14 protein-coding genes are annotated in these 15,326 nt (G+C 70.2%); 10 read left to right on the top strand and 4 right to left on the bottom strand.

The window, feature by feature from the left end; all coding sequences use genetic code 11:
• The first annotated feature begins 65 nt into the window (after positions 1-65).
• Positions 66-1,307, top strand: coding sequence for a GNAT family N-acetyltransferase (locus ABKA17_RS24685; protein WP_353694395.1), 1,242 nt, complete (start codon positions 66-68; stop codon positions 1,305-1,307).
• A gap of 79 nt (positions 1,308-1,386) precedes the next feature.
• Here ABKA17_RS24685 and ABKA17_RS24680 read toward each other — a convergent pair whose 3' ends face one another.
• Both ABKA17_RS24680 and ABKA17_RS24675 read right to left on the bottom strand, forming a co-directional pair.
• Positions 1,387-2,196, bottom strand: coding sequence for an Fpg/Nei family DNA glycosylase (locus tag ABKA17_RS24680; protein ID WP_353694394.1), 810 nt, complete (start codon positions 2,194-2,196; stop codon positions 1,387-1,389).
• Positions 2,197-2,402: 206 nt separating this feature from the next.
• Entirely contained in the window at positions 2,403-2,888 is a 486-nt protein-coding gene (locus tag ABKA17_RS24675; protein WP_353694393.1) for a ribose-5-phosphate isomerase, read from the bottom strand.
• 182 nt (positions 2,889-3,070) lie between these two features.
• On the opposite strand from ABKA17_RS24675, the gene ABKA17_RS24670 reads away from it, so the two are divergent.
• Entirely contained in the window at positions 3,071-4,495 is a 1,425-nt protein-coding gene (locus ABKA17_RS24670) for an amino acid permease (protein WP_353694392.1), read from the top strand.
• Positions 4,496-4,562: 67 nt separating this feature from the next.
• Here the strand turns inward: ABKA17_RS24670 and ABKA17_RS24665 are convergent, their stop codons facing one another.
• Positions 4,563-6,584: a serine/threonine-protein kinase gene (locus ABKA17_RS24665; protein ID WP_502994372.1), complete on the bottom strand. Its 2,022-nt coding sequence runs from the start codon at positions 6,582-6,584 to the stop codon at positions 4,563-4,565.
• Positions 6,585-6,779: 195 nt separating this feature from the next.
• On the opposite strand from ABKA17_RS24665, the gene ABKA17_RS24660 reads away from it, so the two are divergent.
• Together ABKA17_RS24660 and ABKA17_RS24655 are read left to right on the top strand one after the other, a co-directional pair.
• The gene (locus ABKA17_RS24660) at positions 6,780-7,508 is read left to right on the top strand and encodes a hypothetical protein (protein ID WP_353694793.1); all 729 of its coding nucleotides are present in this window, start codon (positions 6,780-6,782) and stop codon (positions 7,506-7,508) included.
• Between the two features lie 52 nt (positions 7,509-7,560).
• A complete protein-coding gene (locus ABKA17_RS24655) occupies positions 7,561-8,844 on the top strand; it encodes an FAD-binding oxidoreductase (protein WP_502994371.1) in 1,284 nt (427 codons plus the stop codon).
• Here ABKA17_RS24655 and ABKA17_RS24650 read toward each other — a convergent pair.
• Complete coding sequence (locus ABKA17_RS24650) at positions 8,834-9,412, bottom strand: biotin transporter BioY (RefSeq protein WP_353694390.1); 579 nt, start codon at positions 9,410-9,412, stop codon at positions 8,834-8,836. The genes ABKA17_RS24655 and ABKA17_RS24650 overlap by 11 nt on opposite strands.
• Positions 9,413-9,684: 272 nt before the next feature.
• Here ABKA17_RS24650 and ABKA17_RS24645 point away from each other — a divergent pair, with 272 nt between their 5' ends.
• From ABKA17_RS24645 to ABKA17_RS24620, 6 genes are all read left to right on the top strand, one after another.
• Positions 9,685-9,771 carry a putative leader peptide gene (locus ABKA17_RS24645; RefSeq protein ID WP_353694792.1) on the top strand — a complete coding sequence of 29 codons (87 nt, stop codon included), beginning with the start codon at positions 9,685-9,687 and terminating at the stop codon, positions 9,769-9,771.
• A 58-nt stretch (positions 9,772-9,829) separates the two neighbouring features.
• Positions 9,830-11,029: an ROK family protein gene (locus ABKA17_RS24640; RefSeq protein ID WP_502994370.1), complete on the top strand. Its 1,200-nt coding sequence runs from the start codon at positions 9,830-9,832 to the stop codon at positions 11,027-11,029.
• 180 nt (positions 11,030-11,209) lie between these two features.
• The gene (locus tag ABKA17_RS24635) at positions 11,210-12,277 is read left to right on the top strand and encodes an ABC transporter substrate-binding protein (protein WP_353694388.1); all 1,068 of its coding nucleotides are present in this window, start codon (positions 11,210-11,212) and stop codon (positions 12,275-12,277) included.
• Positions 12,274-13,125, top strand: a complete 852-nt coding sequence (locus ABKA17_RS24630) for an ABC transporter permease (protein WP_353694387.1) — start codon at positions 12,274-12,276, stop codon at positions 13,123-13,125. The genes ABKA17_RS24635 and ABKA17_RS24630 overlap by 4 nt, the downstream gene beginning before the upstream one ends.
• A complete protein-coding gene (locus ABKA17_RS24625) occupies positions 13,101-13,826 on the top strand; it encodes an ABC transporter ATP-binding protein (protein WP_353694386.1) in 726 nt (241 codons plus the stop codon). Before ABKA17_RS24630 ends, ABKA17_RS24625 begins: the two co-directional genes overlap by 25 nt.
• Before the next feature lie 145 nt (positions 13,827-13,971).
• Positions 13,972-15,318, top strand: coding sequence for an LLM class flavin-dependent oxidoreductase (locus tag ABKA17_RS24620; RefSeq protein ID WP_353694385.1), 1,347 nt, complete (start codon positions 13,972-13,974; stop codon positions 15,316-15,318).
• Positions 15,319-15,326: the final 8 nt, after the last annotated feature.

Genomic DNA, 15,326 nt, shown 5'->3' with positions numbered 1-15,326 from the left:
CCACCGCGCCGCCACCAAGGAGAAATTCCCTGGCTCGTCCCGCAATGCCCTGGTAGGCATGGTCCATGGCTTCTGACTTGGCGACCGACCTGCGGGTGCTGCGGCGGGAAGAGTGGAACGAGTGGTACGACACCCTGATCCGCGCCTTCGGCGGGGTCCCGGAGTCGTCCGAGGAACGGGAGTTGTGGAACTCCCTCACCGAGATCGACCGTTCCCTCGCCGTCTGGGACGGTGACGCGTGCGTCGGCACCGCGGGGGCCTTCAGCTTCCGGCTGACGGTACCCGGGGGCGCCTCGGTGCGGGCGGCGGGCGTGACCATGGTCAGCGTGGCCGCGACCCACCGAAGGCGCGGTCTGCTCACCGCGATGATGCGCCGGCAGCTGGACGACGTACGGGAATGGGGCTGGCCGCTGGCCGTGCTGACCGCCTCCGAGCCCGCCATCTACGGGCGGTTCGGGTACGGCGCGGGTACGTTCAACGCCGGCGCCGAGATCGACACCCAGCGGGTGCGGCTGTCCGTGCCGCCGGGGACGGACGACGTACGGCTGCGGTACGCCAAGCCCGCCGAGGTGCTGGCCGCGTGCGAGGCGGTGTACGCGCGGGTGGTGCCGGAGCGGCCGGGGATGCTGGCGCGGACTCCCGGCTGGGAGCGGCTGATGCTGCTCGACCCGGAGAGCGACCGGGACGGGGCCTCACCGCTTCAGTGCGTGGTCGCGGAGCGGGACGGAGAGGTCGTGGGGTACACCCGCTTCCGCGTCAAGCCGGACTGGGAGCCGACCGGGCCGCAGGGGAAGGTGATCCTGCGGGATCTCGAGGCGCTCGATCCCGAGACGTACGCGGCGCTGTGGCGGTTCCTGTTCGACATCGACCTCACGTCGACGCTGGTGACCGGGGTGCGGCCGGTGGACGACGCCTGGCAGTACCTGGTCTCCGACATCCGGCGGTGTTCGCTGCGGGTGCGGGACTCGCTGCATGTGCGGCTGGTGGAGGTGGGGGCCGCGCTGGAGGCGCGGACCTATCAGGCGCCGGTGGACGTGGTGTTCGAGGTGTCCGACGAGTTCTGTCCGTGGAACGCGGGGCGGTGGCGGCTGAGCGGGGACGCCAAGGGGGCGTCCTGCGAGCGGACCACCGACGCGGCCGATCTCTCGTTGTCCGTACGGGAGTTGGGGTCGGCGTATCTCGGTGGGGTGAGCCTGGCCGGGCTGGCGGCCGCCGGGCGGGTGCGGGAACTTCGGCGCGGGGCGCTCGGGGAGGCGGCCGTGGGGTTCGGCAGTGCCGTGGCGCCCTGGCTGCCGCACGGGTTCTGACGGTTCTGACGGATCGGACGGCGGCTTCTGCGGCTTCGGCAGCTGCTACGGCTCCTGCGGCGCCCGCGGGTTCCGCGCGTCAGGGTTTCTGGCAGGTCGGGCACCAGAAGAGGTTGCGGGCGGCGAGGTCGGCGGTGCGGATCTCGCCGCCACAGATGTGGCAGGGGAGGTTGGCCCTGCGGTAGACGTACACCTCGCCGCCGTGGTCGTCGACGCGGGGCGGGCGGCCCATCGCCTCCGGGGTGTGTTCGGGGCGGACGGTGTCGATGCGGTTGTTCTTCACGCCCTCGTGCATCAGGTCGACGAGGTCCCGCCAGATCGCGTCCCACTCCCGCGGGGTGAGGGTGTTTCCGGTGCGGTACGGGTCGATGCGGTGCCGGAAGAGGACTTCGGCGCGGTAGACGTTGCCTACGCCCGCGATGACCTTCTGGTCCATCAGCAGGGCGGCGATCGTCGTACGGCTGCGGGAGATTCTGCGGTACGCGGTCTCGGGGGCGGCGTCGGCGCGGAGGGGGTCGGGGCCGAGGCGGTCGTGTATCGCCTGCTTCTCGGTGGGGGTGATGAGGGCGCAGGTGGTGGGGCCGCGGAGGTCCACGTACGACGTGGGGTTCGCGAGGCGTAGGCGGACCGTGTCGGTGGGTGGGGGTGCGGGGGTCGGGCCGAGGGTGACCTTGCCGAAGAGGCCGAGGTGGATGTGGATCCAGTCGGTGGCTCGGAAGCCCAGGAAGAGGTGTTTGCCGTGGGCTTCGGTGTGGGTGAGTTCCGCGCCGGTCAGGAGGTCTGCGGCGTCGGTGAACTTGCCCTGGGGGCTGGTCACCTGGGTTTTTCTGCCTTGGAACGCTGCGGCGTAGTCCTTGGCCAGGCGGTGGATCGTGTGCCCCTCCGGCACGGTGGCTCCTCTTTGGTCCTTGGGCGGGTGGGGCGTGGGTACCAAGCTTTTTCCTCGCCCCCGCCGCCCCTACCCGTCCCATCCTCCAGGGGCTGCCGCCCCTTCGACCCCGCACCCAGGGGGCTCCGCCCCCTGGACCCCCGACGGCCCTGAAGGGGCCTTGTCCTCAAACGCCGGACGGGCTGAAAAACAAGGCCCCGTGGGAGTTACTGCTGGGGGTGGTGCGGCGGGATCGGGGGGAGGTCGCCCGTCTTCTCGTAGTCGGCGAGCATTTCGATGCGGCGGATGTGGCGGGCGTCGTTGGAGAACGGGGTGGCGAGGAAGGTTTCGATGAACTTCGTCGCCTCCTCCGTGGTGTGCATGCGCGCGCCCACTGCGACGACGTTGGCGTTGTTGTGCTGGCGGCCCAGCGACGCGGTCTCCTCGCTCCAGGCCAGCGCCGCGCGGACGCCCTTGACCTTGTTCGCGGCGATCTGCTCGCCGTTGCCGGAGCCGCCGATCACGATGCCGAGGGCGTCGGGGTCCGCAGCCGTCTTCTCCGCGGCGCGGAGGCAGAAGGGCGGGTAGTCGTCCTGGGCGTCGTAGATGTGGGGACCGCAGTCCACGGGGTCGTGACCGGCCGCCTTGAGCCAGTCGACGAGGTGGTTCTTGAGTTCGAAGCCCGCATGGTCGGAGCCGAGATACACGCGCATGGGATGAGTGTGACACGAAGGTTTCGGGGCAGCAGCCCCGGGTGTCAGCCCGGAAAACAGGGGCTTCAGGCACACAACCTCATGAAAACCTCAAGTAACGATCTGGAATCGAAGGTTCATTTATCTATTTGCCTCTGATTCATTGAACCGTCCCCCACACCCGGCACAAAGGAACTCCCCGCATGACTGGTCTCCAGGCCGGACTCAAGAACCGTCATCTGTCCATGATCGCCATCGGTGGAGTCATCGGTGCCGGTCTGTTCGTCGGATCCAGCTCCGGTATCGCCACCGCAGGACCCGGCATCCTCCTGTCGTACGCGCTCGTCGGCACGCTCGTGGTGCTGGTGATGCGGATGCTCGGCGAGATGTCGGCCGCCAACCCCACGTCCGGGTCGTTCTCCGCGCACGCCGACCGCGCGCTCGGCCGCTGGGCCGGGTTCTCCATCGGCTGGCTGTACTGGTTCTTCTGGGTCGTCGTGCTGGCCGTGGAGGCCACCGCCGGTGCCGTCATCCTCAACGGCTGGATACCCGCCGTACCGCAGTGGGGCTGGGCCCTCATCGTGATGGTGGTGCTGACCGCCACCAACCTCGTCTCCGTCGGGTCCTACGGCGAGTTCGAGTTCTGGTTCGCCGGGATCAAGGTCGTCGCGATCGCCGCGTTCATCGTCATCGGCGGCCTCGCCGTCTTCGGCGTGCTGCCCGGCGTCGACAGCGACCAGGCCGGCCTCGGCAACCTCACCGACCACGGCGGCTTCCTCCCCCACGGGGCCGGCGCGATCCTCACCGGCGTACTGCTCGTGGTGTTCTCCTTCATGGGCAGCGAGATCGCCACCCTGGCCGCCGGTGAGTCCGAGAACCCTCAGCAGGCCGTGACCAAGGCCACCAACAGCATCATCTGGCGGGTCGCCGTCTTCTACCTCGGCTCGATCTTCGTCGTGGTGACGCTGCTGCCGTGGAACGACCCGGCCATCAAGAAGGACGGCTCCTACGTCGCCGCGCTCGACTCCCTCGGCATCGCGCACGCGGGTCAGATCATGAACTTCATCGTGCTGACCTCGGTGCTGTCCTGCCTCAACTCCGGGCTCTACACGGCCTCCCGCATGGCCTACTCGCTCGGTGAGCGCGGGGACGCGCCGAAGGCGTTCGCGAGGACCACCGGCCGTGGCGTGCCGCTCGCCGCCATCGTCGCCTCCGTGGTGTTCGGCTTCGTCGCCGTCTTCTTCAACTACCGGTTCCCCGACTCCGTCTTCCTCTTCCTGGTCAACTCCAGCGGTGCCGTGGCCCTGTTCGTCTGGCTCGTCATCTGCTTCTCGCAGCTGCGCATGCGACGGATCATCCAGGCCGAGGCGCCGGAGAAGCTGGTCGTGAAGATGTGGCTGTACCCGTATCTGACCTGGGCGACGGCCGCGCTGATCGTGTTCGTGCTCGGCTACATGCTGACCGACACCGAGCACGACGGCCGCAAGACCGTGCTGCTGTCGCTGCTGGTCGCGGCGGTCGTGCTCGTCATCGCCTTCGCCAGGGAGAAGGTCGGCCCCCGCCGGGCCACCGACTCCGCGAAGGTGCGCGTCGACCTCGACGAGTCCGACGAGGTCCAGGTCGGCTGACCCGCCCTGCTGCAACAGGAAGGGGCCTCGCGTGCGGGGCCCCTTTCCCGTGTCGTCTCCCTTGCCGTCACAGGATGGTGAAGCTGTCCGTGACCTTCTCGTACGTCTTCACCGCCTGCTCCTCGATCGCGGGCTGGTACCAGGTGTTGATCTGGTACGACTTGCCGTCCGCGTTGAAGCCGAGCAGCCGGGCGTGCCAGCGCGTGCCCTTCAGGGTGAAGGTGTACTCCCAGACGACCGCCGGGTAGTCGCGGAACCTCGTCTCCTCCAGGCGGATCTTCCGGTAGTCCTGGCCCTCGTGGGCGTGCTCCTCCGAGGTCTGCCAGGTCTCCATCAGATCGCCGCGCGCCAGCGACGACTTGGCGACGAGTTCCTGGGCGCCGTCGGGGGACGTGTAGTGCACCTCGGCGCCCGTCTTGACGTCCCTGCGCCAGCCCTCGGGGGTCGCCCAGGCGAACCCGCCCGCCTCCCGGTGCGCGCCCGGCGGCAGGCTCTGCGGCCGGGACGTGCCCTCGACGGTGGGCTTCGGGGACTTGGACACGGTGGCGGACGGGGTGGGCGAGCCGTCCGCCTGACTGCCGCCGGGTGAACCGGAGTTCAGCAGGATGACGACCGCGACCACCGCACCGGCGGTGACCGCCGCCGCGGCGGCGAGCAGGCCCGCGCGTCGGCGGTGCGGCCTGCTCGGACCGGCCGGCCGGGCGGGGCCCGGCAGTTCGCCGGGCGGCATCCCGGGCGGCGGCTCGTGCACCGGCCGTCGCTCGGTCGGCGCCTCCGACCGGACCAGCGAGACGCCGGACCGCCGCGGGGTCACCTCCGCCTCGCCGCCCACGGGGGTTTCGGAGCGGACCTCGGACGCGGTGGACGAGGCGGCCTCCGTGGAGGCGCTGTACGGGTCGAGGGCGGGCATGGGGCGTTCGAGGGTGACCGGGCGCTGGGTCAGCGGGGGTGTGGTGCGCTGCTGCGGGATCGCGTCGTGTACGGCTGCGGGTTCCGCTTCGGCTCCCGCCTCGGCTTCGGCTTCTGCCTCTCCTTCGGGGTTCCTGGGGTCTCGGGCCGCGGGCACGCGGGAGGCGTCCAGGTAGGCCGGGGTCGGCCATTCCCTGGGTGCCCACGGGAGTTGAGGGGTCGCGCGGTCCGGCGTCGGCGGATCGGGCTCGCGTACGGGCTCGGGCTCCCGTGCCTCGACGGGGTCCGGTGCGGGCGGTTCCTCGGGGCTCGGTTCCGGTTCCCGCTCCGGTTGCGGCTCCCGCGGTGCCTCCGCGGCGCCCACCGCCAGTGTCGGTGTGGGCGCCGGGAAGGCCACCGGGTGCAGGGAGGTCTCCAGTTCCGCCAGGCCCGGGCGGACCTCCGGGTCCTTCTCCAGCAGGGCGGCCAGGATGTCGCGCAAGGGGCCTGCCGCGGCGGGGAGTTCGGGCTCCTCGTAGAGGACCGCGTGGAGGGTGGCGAGGGTGGTGTCGCGGGAGAACGGGGAGCGGCCGCCCAGGGCCGCGCAGAGGGTCGCGCCGAGCGACCAGATGTCGGAGGGCGGGCCCTGCGGGCGGCCGGAGATCCGCTCCGGGGCCATGTAGTCGGGAGAGCCCACCAGCATGCCGACCATCGTGAGCGCCTTGGCGTCCTGGATGGCCGCGATACCGAAGTCGGTGAGGACGACACGGTGTCCGGTGCCCTCCACCAGGACGTTGCCCGGCTTGATGTCCCGGTGCAGGACGCCCCGCGCGTGCACCTGGCGCAGCGCCGTCACCAGGCCGATGCCGATGCGGGCGGCCTCCAGGGGGCCGAGCGGGCCGTCCTCGACCATCATCCGTTCCAGGGAGCGGCCGGCGATCAACTCCATGACGATCCACAGGCGTTCGCCCTCGTCCACGACGTCGTAGATCCGGACCACGTTGGGGTGGTCGATCCGTGCCGTGGCGCGGGCCTCGCGCAGGGTGCGTTCACGGCGGGTGCGCGCGTCCTCGGCGTCGAGGCCGTCTATGCGCATCTCCTTGACCGCGACCTCCCGGTCGAGCATCTCGTCGGCGGCTCGCCACACCCGCCCCATTCCCCCCTGACCGATGCTCTCGACCAGGCGATAACGTCCCGTCACCAATATCCCGGGAGCCCCACCGCTCCTTGTGTTTCCCGTATTCCCCGGCAATCCGTCACACCCCCTCGGTCACGCACCGGTCAACGCCTACTTCAACACAATGGTCACACTTCACGCCGTACCAGCATAGTGCGGAGAAATCTTGTGGTAGCTCTTCAAGTACTGCGAATTCAGGCGCAGCCAAGGGGGACGAACATGAGTTCTCGTCGTATGACGACCATCGCGGGATCGCTGGTCACGGCATCTTTTTCGGCCGTGTTGATCTTTTCCACCGCCGCCGGAGCGGACGAGGGACCCGGAAGCAGCAAGGGGGGAAAGGCCGTCGACGAGGCACCGGCGGGCGTGAAGCTGACCACGCTGCTGCCCGAACAGATCTCGGTCGACAACAGTTCCGAAAAGACCGACCTCACCGCCACGGTGAAGAACGAGGGGACCAAGGACAGCGGAAAGATCCAGCTTTTGGTCGTCGGTTTCGACGGCCTCACGGTCAATAACGTTCAAGGGTGCTCCTCGATTGCCGAGAGCGATCTTCCGGAGGGCTCGAACAGCGGTTTCGCCTGCCCGATCGACAATCTCGCGGCCGGTAAGTCGAAGTCGTACGCCGTGGACGCCTCATTCGATCTCGGAAAGACCGGAAAGATCTGTCTCCCGGTGCAGACCGGCGACGGGAAGAAGACGTACTGGCAGCAGGGCCCGGTTCCGTTCGGTACGACGAATCCGTCGCCGAACGCCCCGGCCACCCCGCTGCTGCTCGGCACCGACAACAAGCCCGTGGGTCCCGGCGGTGAGGAGGAGCTGCCGAAGACCGGTCCCGCTCGTGACCTGCTGCCGCTGGGAGCAGCGGGCGCCGCGCTGCTGACAGCCGGTGCGGCCGGGATGTGGTGGTCGACCCGGCGACCGCGACCGGGCGTCCGCACGCACTGAGCACGACCATGGAGGCATAACCTGACGGAAGCTGTCAGGTTATGCCTCCAGCATGAGCTCCATGAACAGCCACACAGCACAGGAACTGACCGGATTCCAGACGGGGTTCGCGGTGCGCCCCGACCGTCTCGTCACCGCCCGCTCCGCCGACGACGTCGTCGCCGCCGTACGGCACGCCGCCGCCGAGGGGCTGCCGGTGACCGTCCAGGCCACCGGGCACGGCCTCCAGGGCGCGGTGGACGGTGGCGTACTCGTCTCGACGCGGCGCATGGACCGGGTGAGCGTCGACCCCGTCGCACGCACCGCCCGCATCCAGGCCAGCGTCCGCTGGGGCCGGGTCGTCGAGGCCGCCGCACCGCACGGGCTCGCCCCGCTCAACGGCTCCGCGCCGGGGGTCGGCGCCGTGTCGTACACGCTGGGCGGTGGACTCGGCATCCTGGCCCGGGAGTTCGGGTACGCGGCCGACCATGTCCGCTCCCTCGACGTCGTCACCGGCGACGGCCGACTCCGTCACGTGACCCGGGAGTCCGAACCCGACCTGTACTGGGCGCTGCTCGGCGCCGGACACGGCTTCGGCGTCGTCACCGAGTTGGAGATCGGCCTCGTCCCCGTACGGACCCTGTACGGCGGCTCGCTCGCGTTCGACGGGGGTCAGGTCGATCCGGCGGCCGTGCTGCGGGCGTACGAGGCGTGGACGCGGACCGTACCGGACGGGCTGACCTCGTCCTTCGCCGCCGTACCGTATCCGCACCTGCCGGGTCTGCCGCCGCATCTGCGCGGGCGGTACGTCGTCTCCGTGCGGGTCGCGTACACGGGTGTCGACGGTGAGCGGCTCGTCGCGCCGCTGCGGGAGATCGGGCCGGTGCTCGCCGACTCACTGCGGGAGATGCCGTACGCCGAGAGCCACACCATCCACAACGACCCGGACTTCCCGCACGCGTACTACGGGGACAGCGCGGTGCTGGGCGAGTGGGACCTCGCGGCGGCCGGTGAGGTGCTCCGGCGGACGGGACCCGGCGCCGGTGCCATGGTCGTCGTACAGATCAATCATCTCGGCGGGGCGCTCGGCGTGCCCGCGCCGAACTCGGTGCCGTGGCGTGAAGGGCGGTTCCTGGTACGGCTGTTGGCCGTGGGGGAACGGGCGAAGGCGCGGGAGATCCTCGATCCGACCTTCGCGCTGCTCGCGCCCGTGTCACTCGGGCGGACGGTCAACTTCGCGTTCGGGGCCGGGGACCGGAGCGAGGGGTTGTACGACGGTGAGACGCGCAAGAGGCTCGCCGGGCTGAAGTCGCAGTACGACCCGGCGAGCCTCTTCCCCGATCACGTCAGCGCTTGACGAGCTTCCAGGCGGTGGGCAGCAGACCCATGACCACGGCGGCCTTGAGGGCGTCGCCGATCAGGTAGTTGGTGAGGCCGACGTCGACGGCGGTGGCCAGGGACAGGTCGGCGGAGTAGGCCAGGTACGGGACGCCGACGGCGTAGATGATCGCCTCGCCCAGCAGCATCGCGCCCGCGGTCATCCACACCGAGCGGTCGGCGCCACGGCGGGCCAGGGCGCCGACGACGGTGGAGGCGAGGATCATGCCGAGGATGTAGCCGAAGGACGCGGCGGCCGCGCCGGAGCCGCCGTCCGCGAACCACGGCACGCCCGCGACGCCCGCGACCGCGTACAGCGCGAGGGAGAGGAAGCCGCGGCCCGCGCCCAGGGTCATGCCGACGAGCAGGACGGCGAACGTCTGGCCGGTCACCGGCACCGGGGAGCCCGGCACGGGCACCGAGAGCTGCGCGGCGAGGCCGGTGAGCGCGGCGCCGCCGACGACGAGCGCGATGTCCCGGACACGGGAGGCCGGCAGCAGGTCGGCGAGGACCTGGCCAGGGCGGACGGGGGCGACGGCGGTGCTCATGGGGACTCCGCGAGGGTATGAACGGCGAGGGACATCGCGACGCTATCCCGGCCGCCGCGCGCCGATCACCGTCAGCGGTCGACAAAGGGTGGAGCCGCGGCTTGGTGGTCTCCATACAAAGGGTGTCCGTTACACCCGGTACGGCGTGACACCGGTCACTGAGGCCGGGACGTTTCACTCACGTGTCGAGTGTGAACGGCGTCTGTAGGGTCCCACCAAATGGGCCGGTGCACTCTGGCCGGATCCGGTCCGGCACCCCTACCCTTCGAGCCATGGTCGCCCAAGCCCTCACCCTCACGTCGCGTCGCCATGTCGACCTGCGACGCGTGAGCGCTGCCGCCTGTCGCCGCCCCGGGTGAGGCGGCTCCGGCGCGCCTCCCCTTCCGAGACGGCGCAGTGTCGGAACCGCTCCCGAGGATGATCGCCATGCCCACCGCCCTTGCCTCCCCCCTCACCCGTGCCTCCGACGCCGACCGACGGCGCACCAGCGCCAGTGTCGTGCTGCGGTCCGTGCTGGAGCACGGACCGGTGGCCCGCTCCACCATCGCCCAGGTCACCGGGCTCTCCCCCGCCTCGGTGACCGACTACTGCGCCCGGTTCGCCCGGCTCGGGCTGATCCAGGAGGCCGCTGCGCCCCGGCGGTCGAACGGTGTGGGGCGGCCCCACGTGCCGGTCGACCTGGACTCCTCGCGTTTCGTCGTGGGCGGCGTCCATGTGGCGGTCCCCTACACCACCGTCGCGCTGCTCGATCTGCGGGGGCGGGTGGTCGCCTCGCGGGAGATAGGGCACGAGGGCGTCACCGAGCCGGAGCTGGTGCTGGCGCGGGCCGCCGACGGGCTGCGCGCGCTGCTGGAGGCGGCGCCGGAGTGCCGGCCGCTCGGTGTGGGCTTCGCGGCCGGCGGCTGGGTGGACCAGGAGGCCGGCACCGTCGTCGAACACCAGCTGCTGGGCTGGCGGGACGTGCCGGTGCGGGCGCTGATCGGCGCGCGCACCGGGCTGCCGGTCCATGTGGACGGGCACGCGCGGGCGTTGGTCAACGCGGAGCGGCTGTTCGGTCGGGCGCGCGGCAGCCGGAGCGTGCTGCACCTGTTCGTCGGCAACGTGGTCGACGCGGCGTTCGCCACCAACGACGAGGTGCATCACGGGCCGCGTTCACAGGCGGGCGCGATCGCCCATCTGCCGCTCGGGGGCGGCACGGAGCCTTGCGCATGCGGGCGGGTGGGCTGCCTCCAGGTGGAGTTGAGCGAGCGGACCCTGTGCCGGCGGGCGCGGGCGGCCGGGGTCATCGCGGGCGTGAATCCGATGCATCTGGTGCGCAGGGCGGCGGACGGTGACCAGGTGGCCGTAGGGCTGCTGCTGGACCGGTCGCGGATGACGGGGCGGGCGGCCGCGCTGCTGCTCGACATCCTCAATCCGGAGACCGTCGTCGTCACCGAGGTCGGGGCCCTGCACCGGGAGGACTGTCTCGCGGCGCTGCGGGCGGAGGTCGGAAAGGAGCGGTCGGGGTCGGTGATCCCGACGAGTTTCCCGGATTCCGTGCTCGCGGTGGCGGGCGGTTCGGTGGCGCTCGACGTGCTTTACCGGGATCCGCTGGCCGTGTCACCTGAGCGGACTTAATTCAGAAACTCCGAATGTTGACAGGGGTTCCGTATGACGGCGAGCATCTTGTCCATGAGCCCTCACCTGCACTGTCGCGCCTTCTGTTGCTGACACGCTGCCCCGTGTGACCCGCTCGTTTCTGCTGCGTGAAATTTCTTCCGCGCGCTTTTCTCATGCACCAATTCAGGGAGCTCTCCCATGCCTTCTTCCCGTACGTCCGGAATCGACCGACGACTGTTCCTGACCTCGCTCGTGGGCGCCGCGGCCGGTGTCGCCGGTCTCAGCGGCTGCGCCGAGTCCAGCGCCGCCACCGCAGGCGAGGGCGCCTCGGCCGCCCCGCTCGCCGACAAGGTCCCGGCCGGCACGAGCCTGAAGGTCTCGTCCTACTCCGGCACCCAGCAACTCCAGTTCGAACTCGCCAAGTTGGGCCCACTGCCTTTCAAGGTGTCGAGCTGGCTGAACGTCGCCGCCGGGCCCGATGTCATCAACGCTTTTCGCGCCAAGTCCCTGGACCTCGCCAACAACGCGGGAATTCCGCCGATCCAGGCGCACTACCAGGGCTTCGACGCGAAGATCGTCGCGATCAACATCACCCGTAAGCCCAATTACGTCTTCGCCACCAAGCCCGGCAGCGACATCCGCTCGGTCGAGGACTTCCGGGGGAAGAAGCTCGCCTTCTCGCAGGGGCAGGCCCAGGGTGTCGTGCTGCTGCGGGCGTTGAAGAAGGCGGGCCTCGCCTACGACGACGTGAAGCTGGTCCCGCTCACCAGCAACCAGTTCTTCACCGCCCTTCAGTCCGGCCAGGTGGACATCGCCCCGCTGCCCAACACCCAGTCGCCCGCGTACATCGCGCAGTACGAGGCGAAGGGGGCCCGGCTGATCACCACGGACGTGGTGGACCTGCTCAACCTGCTGTGGGCGCCGGCGTCCGTGCTGAACGACGAGGCGAAGGCCGCCGCGGTCGCCGCGTACATCCCGTTCTGGGCGAAGGGCCAGGTCTGGGCGTACGAGAACCCCGACATCTGGAACGAGGAGTTCTACGTCAAGACGCAGAACCTGACCCTCGCCCAGGCCCAGGGCATCGCCGCGCTCGCCAACAAGCCGCTGTTCGCGCCGAGTTGGGACGAGGCGATCCGCTGGGAGCAGGAGACCGCGGATCTGCTGGCGGAGGGCGGGTTCGTGAAGAAGTTCGACGTGTCCTCGCTGTTCGACCACCGCTTCGAGGGCATCGCCGCGAAGTCCGTAGCAGAGGAGTACCGGAAGTGAGTGCTGTGACCACGACGGCGACAGCGACGGCACCGGTCGTCGCGGAACCTTCGACAGCGGTACGACGCAGACGGCGGGGCCTCTCCCCCGGCAGGCGGCTGCCGGCCAGCCGGCTCATCGGCCCCGCACTCCTGCTCGCGCTGTGGGCCGCCGCCTCCGCCGCGGGGCGACTGGACCCGGCCGCGATCCCGGCGCCCTGGACGGTCGTGGAGACCGGCGCCCGGCTGTGGACGGACGGCACGCTGACCGGCGACATCCTGACCTCGCTCCAGCGGGCCGCCTCCGGGTTCGCGATCGGCCTCGTCGCGGGGGTCGCCCTGGCGCTTGCGGCCGGGCTGAGCCGGGTCGGGGAGGCGCTGATCGACGGGACGGTGAACCTCAACCGGGCGATCCCGACGCTCGGGCTGATCCCGCTGTTCATCCTGTGGCTGGGCATCGGCGAGACCTTCAAGATCGCCATCATCGCGATCGTCGTCTACATCCCGATCTATCTGAACACCCACGCCGCACTGTCCGGCATCGACAGCCGGTTCGTCGAACTCGCCGAGGTGCAGGGGCTCAACCGGTACCAGTTCATACGCCAGATCGTCATCCCCGGCGCACTGCCCGGATTCTTCGTGGGACTCCGGCTCGGTGTCACCGGCTCCTGGCTCGGCCTGGTCGTCCTCGAGCAGATCAACGCCACCAGCGGACTCGGCTACATGATGTTCCAGGCCCAGAACTACGGCCAGTCGGACGTCATCCTCGTCGGACTCGTCGTCTACGGCATCTTCGGCCTCGTCTCCGACACCACGGTCCGCCTCATCGAACGGAGGGTGCTGTCATGGCGACGCACACTGAGCAGCTGACCCGGCCGGCCGTCCGACTCCGGGGGCTGACCCGGTCCTTCGACGGACGGACCGTCCTCGACGGTGTCGACCTCGACATTCCCGCCGGGCAGTTCGTCGCCCTGCTCGGGCACAGCGGCTCCGGCAAGAGCACGCTGCTGCGGGCGATCGCGGGGCTGGACCACGAGGTCGTCGGGGCGGGTGAACTCACCGCGCCCGAGCGGGTGTCCGTGGTCTTCCAGGACTCGCGGCTGCTGCCGTGGCGGCGGGTGCTGGACAACGTACTGCTGGGGACGGACGGGGAGGACAAGGGGCGGGCGGCTCTTGAGGAAGTCGGGCTGAAGGGGCGCGAGCGGGCCTGGCCCAATGAGTTGTCCGGGGGTGAGGCGCAGCGGGCGGCGCTCGCGCGGTCGTTGGTGCGGGAGCCGGAGCTGTTGCTGGCGGATGAGCCGTTCGGCGCGTTGGACGCGTTGACGCGGATCAGGATGCACGCGCTGCTGCGGGAGTTGTGGGAGCGGCATCGGCCGTCGGTGTTGCTGGTCACGCATGACGTGGACGAGGCGATCGTGCTGGCGGATCGGGTGCTGGTGCTGGAGGAGGGGCGGGTCGGGCTCGATCTGGCCATCGAGCGGCCTCATCCGCGGTCGTACCGGGATCCGTTGCTCGGGGAGTACCGGGAGCGGTTGCTGGGGGCGTTGGGGGTGACCGAGGACGTGGGGTGAGCGTCGAGTTTTCCTCGCCCCCGCCGCCCCTACCCGTCCCATCCCTGGGGGCTGCGCCCCCAGACCCCCGCTGTCGGCCCCGAAAGGGCCTCGTCCTCAAACGCCGGACGGGCTGAAAAGCAGACCACGTGCAAAGGAACCTCGCATGACCCGCCAACTCCACCTCAACGCCTTCCTCATGAGCACCGGGCACCACGAAGCCTCGTGGCGGCTGCCCGAGAGTGATCCTCATGCTCATGTTGAACTGGACCACTACGTCAGACTCGCGAAGAGTGCCGAGCGGGGGACCTTCGACTCGCTTTTTCTGGCCGACGGTCCCCAGCTGTGGGGGAACATCGCCCAACGCCCCGCCGGTGCTCTGGAGCCGCTCACGTTGCTCACCGCGCTGGCTACGGCGACCGAGCACATCGGGCTGATCGCGACGGCGTCGACGTCGTACAACTCGCCCTACAACCTGGCCCGTAAGTTCGCCTCGCTGGACATCATCAGCGGTGGGCGGGCGGGCTGGAACATCGTGACCACGGCCGGTGCGGAGGCGGCTCGGAACTTCGGGCTGGATGCCGAGCCCGCCCACGCCGAGCGGTACGCGCGTGCCGCGGAGTTCCTGGATGTCGCCCTCAAGCTCTGGGACAGCTGGGAGGACGACGCGATCATCGGCGACAAGTCGGCCGGCGTGTGGGGCGACGACGCCAAGATCCATCCGCCTCGGCACCAGGGGACGTACTTCAGCGTCGAGGGCGCTCTCAACGTGCCGCGCTCGCCCCAGGGTTACCCCCTGCTCGTGCAGGCGGGGTCGAGCGAGGACGGGAAGCGGTTCGCGGCACGGTACGCGGAGGCCGTGTTCACCGCGCAGCAGACCCTCAAGGACGCGCAGGACTTCTACGCCGACCTCAAGTCCCGTACCGCGGCGGCCGGTCGGGATCCCGAGCACATCAAGGTGCTGCCGGGCATCGTCCCCGTCATCGGGTCCACGGAGGCCGAGGCGCGGGCGGCCGAGCAGGTCCTCGAGGACCACATCGTCTACACGCACGGGGTGGACCGGTTGGAGCGGCTGCTCCAACTGGAGCCCGGAAGCCTGGAGTTGGATGCCCGACTCCCCGCCGATCTGCCCTCCGAGGACGCCATCGAGGGCGCCAAGAGCCGGTACACGCTGATCGTCGAGCTCGCCCGGCGGGAGTCCCTCACCGTGCGGCAGCTCGTCGGGCGGCTCGGCGGCGGGCGCGGGCACCTCACCTTCGCGGGGACGCCCGAGCAGGTCGCGGACGCGATCGAGCGGTGGTTCACGCTGGGTGCCGCCGACGGCTTCAACATCATGCCGGCCGTGCTGCCGTCCGGCCTCGATCTCTTCGTCGACCACGTCGTCCCGATCCTGCGCGCCCGCGGTCTGCTCCGCGAGGAGTACGGACCGCGCCGGACCCTGCGGGACCGCTACGGCCTCCCCCGCCCCGCCAACCAGTACACCGCCCACCAGTACACCGCCACCCTGGTCTGAGAGGACAT

The organism is Streptomyces sp. RG80 (assembly GCF_040446465.1).
Classification (GTDB): Bacteria; Actinomycetota; Actinomycetes; order Streptomycetales; family Streptomycetaceae; genus Streptomyces.
Note: the sequence above shows the minus strand (reverse complement) of the source record. Positions and strands in the feature narration are given on the sequence as shown.